3 protein-coding genes are annotated in these 3,084 nt (G+C 60.6%); 2 read left to right on the plus strand and 1 reads right to left on the minus strand.

The annotated features are described in order from the left end of the window. Positions 1-741, plus strand: a 741-nt coding sequence (locus OXG98_13035) for a hypothetical protein (protein MCY3772927.1), incomplete at its 5' end; no start/stop codon positions are given. 578 nt (positions 742-1,319) lie between these two features. Here the strand turns inward: OXG98_13035 and ampE are convergent. Then, on the minus strand, positions 1,320-2,210 hold the full coding sequence (gene ampE, locus OXG98_13040) for a regulatory signaling modulator protein AmpE (protein MCY3772928.1): 891 nt from the start codon (positions 2,208-2,210) through the stop codon (positions 1,320-1,322). A 191-nt stretch (positions 2,211-2,401) separates the two neighbouring features. Here ampE and gshB point away from each other — a divergent pair. Beyond that, a partial coding sequence (gene gshB, locus OXG98_13045) for a glutathione synthase (protein ID MCY3772929.1) occupies positions 2,402-3,084 on the plus strand: 683 nt, incomplete at its 3' end.

Genomic DNA, 3,084 nt, shown 5'->3' on the forward strand with positions numbered 1-3,084 from the left:
GAACAGCTCGTCCTCGGCAACGATTCCGGCCTCTGGATCATGCCGGCCGGCGGAGGTGCGGCGCAGCCGCTTCTGCCGGCCGGCGCGATCGCTCACAATCCGAGTTTTTCACCGGACGGAACCCGACTGGTCTACCAGAACAGGCAGTCGGAACAATGGGACTTGTGGACCTTGGAACTTGCCGGGGGCGACGCGCAGCAGATTACCCGTACCGATTACCACGAGGTGGAGCCGGTGTTCTGGCCCGACGGCCATTCCGTGGTGTTCGCATCCGACCGCGCGGGCACGTACGACCTCTGGGAGCTTCACCTGAGTTCCGGGGCCTTGCGCCGGCTGACGGGCCGCTCGGGAACCGCCTACTTTCCCAGCGTCTCCGAACACGGGGATGTCGTATACGCCAACGAACTCGACGGTCGCTGGTCGCTGTACCTGCTGCGTACCGGCGTCACCACGCTGCTCGCGCGCCGGCCGCATCCGCTGAAGGCGCCATCCTGGCGCCCTGGAGGGGGAGTGGTCGTATTGACCGAACAACCGGGCCCGGCACAGAGCAAACTCGTGATGCTGCTGCTTGACGCCCAACCTTTGTTCAAGGACCTCAGCAAGGGGGAGTTGGTGGAGGCCACGCCGGCCTCATGGCTTTCGGGCGAGGAACTGGTCTACGCGGCCAGCGGCCTGCTATGGAGTCGAACGCTGGGCAGCGGTCCCCCCCGGTCGGTGCCCTTCATCCCCGTAGTCCCCTGACGCGCTTGCGCCACCGGAGTGCCCGTCACGGACAGCCGGACGGTGAGTCATAAAGTTTTTATTAAATACAGCCTCTTAATGCTGCTATATGATCTAGTAGAACATAAGAACACCGTAAGATTAGGTTTTGACTACATTAACTCAATCCTGCCGCGTGTGTGGTCCGGCAACGCCAATCGAGACCGTTACAAGTATCTGTTTTTTCTTATAAAAAAGAATTCTGTCGATATGTCGGCGCAACCGCCGGCACGAGTGGAAGCGGACAAATCGATGGAAATTTGTGCGAAATTCGATTCGATTCTGTTAAATTAATCGTCCGAACAAGAATCAGAACGAGTACAAGAAAAAGATTTGCAGGCTGTTACAACAATCAAAGAACGGTTGGACCGCTCGAAAAGACCCTTAGACTTACGAAGCAACACAACCAGCAGCCAGGCCGCATATTTGAAACCGTAAACTCCGATAACAACAATAATCTAACCCGGCGCTCCCACCGCCGGGTTTCTTTTGGGGAACTCAATTGTCGCTCGCGATGCTGCTACCGAAAGCGCGTGCGGGTGCGGCTTTGCAACGGGTTGCTAGACGGCCCAGCCGAACAACGTCATCACGGCAATCACCGTCACGCTGATGAAGAGCGTTCGGAAGACCAGTTCCATCGCGCGGCGCGCGGCGACGCTCGGGTCGGAAATGTCCGCCGCGGTGCCCCCCATGGCCGCCTTGCCCACGCACGCAACCACCTGGTCGTTACTGTGATGGAACGGCAGGTCCGATTTCAGTTCGTATTGACGCCAGCAGTTGACGGCCTCATCGAAATTGCCGCTCAAGGCGTATCCGAGCACAGCCAAGCGTGCGGGTAGCCACACCAGTACTCCGTTAACCGCCTCGATTGCCGGCAGGGCGGGCGTGACCCTTTCCGGGTCGCCCACCCCTATCGTCGTCGCCCGCCGGCGAAGCAGGTCGCTGACACGGAATAGCCACGCACCCACCGGGCCGAGCACGATGAACCAGAATACGACGCCGAAGAACCGGTGGGTGGCCTGCACGAATATGGCCTCCTCCACGGCGACCACGTCTTTCGCGCCGGAATGCTCCACCTCGCAAAGATCGGTCAGGACGCGTTCGGCTTTGTCGGCATCGGAGTCCGCAAGGGCCTGGCAATACTCTTCCACCTCGGCGGCGAGATCCCGGGGGCCCAGACAGAAGAACAGCACCAGCACGGCGAAGAGCAGGTAGGGAAGATCCCATGCCACGCCGGTCTGCAGCAGCGCTCGACTGGCCCAGGCCACGGGAATCAGGGGCAGCAGCACAAGCAGGATGCTGCCCGGATACACCAGCCAGATATTGGCGCCGCGCAAGCTGTCAAGTCCGAAGTCGAAGTAGGGATCGAACCAGCGCAACTCCCGCAGGTGCAGCACCTGGGTCGCGATCCGTTCGAGGCCGAGCCCGAATATCAGGGCGATCAGTTTCATGAGCCGGTGGTTAAATTGCCCTGCCGAAGCATAGGCCGCGAGTGGCTTCCGAACAAGACACGGCCGGTTGCTCGACCTGCCAAGGCCCTGCCGCGACCTTTCGCAGGCGCATCCCGGAGGTCAGGCCGACGTATTCGTACCGATTCGAGGTATGTTAGCTTTCGCGTCCAGCCTCGCAGTCGAGAAAAGTCATGACCCGAAGCCGCCGCCTTGGCGTCGTAATGGATCCCATCGAGAGCATTCAGCCGAAGAAGGATTCAACGCTTGCCATGCTGCTGGCCGCTCAACGAAGGGGCTGGAAGCTGACCTATTTCCGCCAGAAGGACCTGGCCGTGCGCGACGGCGCGGCCCTCGGCCGCGGGCGGCGGATCACGGTAAGGGACGACAATGCGTCCTGGTTCGAACTCGGCGACGAATGGCAGGGCAACCTGGAGACACTGGACGTTGTCCTCATGCGCAAGGACCCGCCTTTCGACATGGAGTACATCTATACCACCTATATCCTCGAGCTGGCCGAGAACCGGGGCTTGCTGGTCGTCAACAAACCGTCGAGCCTGCGCGACATCAACGAGAAAGCCTACACGGCGTGGTTCCCGCAATGCACGCCGGCCGGCCTGATCTCCAGATCCCGGCGCGACCTAAAGGCGTTTCTGGAGGAACAGGGCAAGGTGGTGCTCAAACCGCTGGACGGCATGGGAGGCAGATCGATTTTCGTCGTGGAGCGGACCGATCCCAATACCAATGTCATCCTGGAAACGCTGACCGAATACGGCAACCGGTTCGCACTCGCACAGCGCTACGTCCCGGAGATCGCTGACGGCGACAAGAGAATCCTGTTGATCGAAGGCGAACCGGTTCCCCACGCGCTGGCAAG

The sequence above is a fragment of the Gemmatimonadota bacterium genome, from assembly GCA_026706345.1.
GTDB lineage: Bacteria > JAAXHH01 > JAAXHH01 > JAAXHH01 > JAAXHH01 > JAAXHH01.